1 protein-coding gene is annotated in these 1,485 nt (G+C 47.0%); it reads left to right on the top strand.

Annotated features, from left to right (window positions below; all coding sequences use genetic code 11):
* Positions 1-1,485: hypothetical protein (locus FTV32_RS17035; protein ID WP_218947443.1), on the top strand; the 1,485-nt coding region annotated here is incomplete at both ends.

The following is a 1,485-nucleotide window of genomic DNA, read 5'->3' as shown; positions in this document are numbered from 1 at the left end:
GTACGAACAAGTATTGGCAGATGCCGAAGCATCAGTAGAGGCGGCTGAAGCAGCATACGCTGCGGCAGAACAAGCGCTGATCGATGCAAATGCCAATGGCCTCATCACCCCAACAGAACTTACTGCACTGACTCAAGCACGTGATGATGCGCTTACTGCGAAAACAGAAGCACAAACAAAAGTGACAGCATTACCTGAGGCAGTACAAGCAGCAAAAGATGCGCTACAAGGTCGTTTAAATGATCTGGTTGATATCACTTTACCAACAGTAAATGACGAAGATGAAGATGGTGTTGTTGATGATATTGGTGAAGCTCTAGCAGCGGCTGAAGCAGCAGTAGAGGCAGCAGAAGCAGCATACGCTGCGGCGGAACAAGCGCTGATCGATGCAAATGCCAATGGGCTCATCACTCCAACAGAACTTACTGCACTGACTCAAGCACGTGATGATGCACTTGCTGCGAAAACAGAAGCACAAACAAAAGTGACAGCCTTACCTGAGGCAGTACAAGCAGAAAAAGATGCGCTACAAGGTCGTTTAAATGATCTGGTTGATATCACTTTACCAACAGTAAATGATGAAAACGAAGATGGTGTGGATGATGCAGTTGCAGCACTTGAAGAAGCGACAGAGGCAGTAGAGGCGGCTGAAGCAGCATATGCTGAGGCAGAGCAAGCACTAGCAGATGCAGAATCAGATGGTTTAATCACGCCAACAGAACTTGCTGAGTTGACTCAAGCACGTGATGATGCGCTTACTGCTAAAGAAGATGCACAAGCGAAAGTTGATGCACTTCCAGAAGGAGCAGACAAAGACGCACTGGATGCACGCTTAGATGATCTAGTCGACATCACCTTACCAGCAGTAAATGATGAAAACGAAGATGGCGTAGCAGATGAGTACGAACAAGTATTGGCAGATGCCGAAGCATCAGTAGAGGCGGCTGAAGCAGCATACGCTGCGGCAGAACAAGCGCTGATCGATGCAAATGCCAATGGGCTCATCACTCCAACAGAACTTACTGCACTGACTCAAGCACGTGATGATGCGCTTACTGCGAAAACAGAAGCACAAACAAAAGTGACAGCATTACCTGAGGCAGTACAAGCAGAAAAAGATGCGCTACAAGGTCGTTTAAATGATCTGGTTGATATCACTTTACCAACAGTAAATGACGAAGATGAAGATGGTGTTGTTGATGATATTGGTGAAGCTCTAGCAGCGGCTGAAGCAGCAGTAGAGGCAGCAGAAGCAGCATACGCTGCGGCGGAACAAGCGCTGATCGATGCAAATGCCAATGGGCTCATCACTCCAACAGAACTTACTGCACTGACTCAAGCACGTGATGATGCGCTTACTGCGAAAACAGAAGCACAAACAAAAGTGACAGCGTTACCTGAGGCAGTACAAGCAGAAAAAGATGCGCTACAAGGTCGTTTAAATGATCTGGTTGATATCACCTTACCAGCAGTAAATGATGAAAA

The organism is Acinetobacter sp. YH16032 (assembly GCF_013417345.1).
Taxonomy (GTDB): domain Bacteria; phylum Pseudomonadota; class Gammaproteobacteria; order Pseudomonadales; family Moraxellaceae; genus Acinetobacter.
The sequence above is the reverse complement of the archived record's forward strand: the minus strand, read 5'-3'. Positions and strand labels throughout refer to the sequence as shown.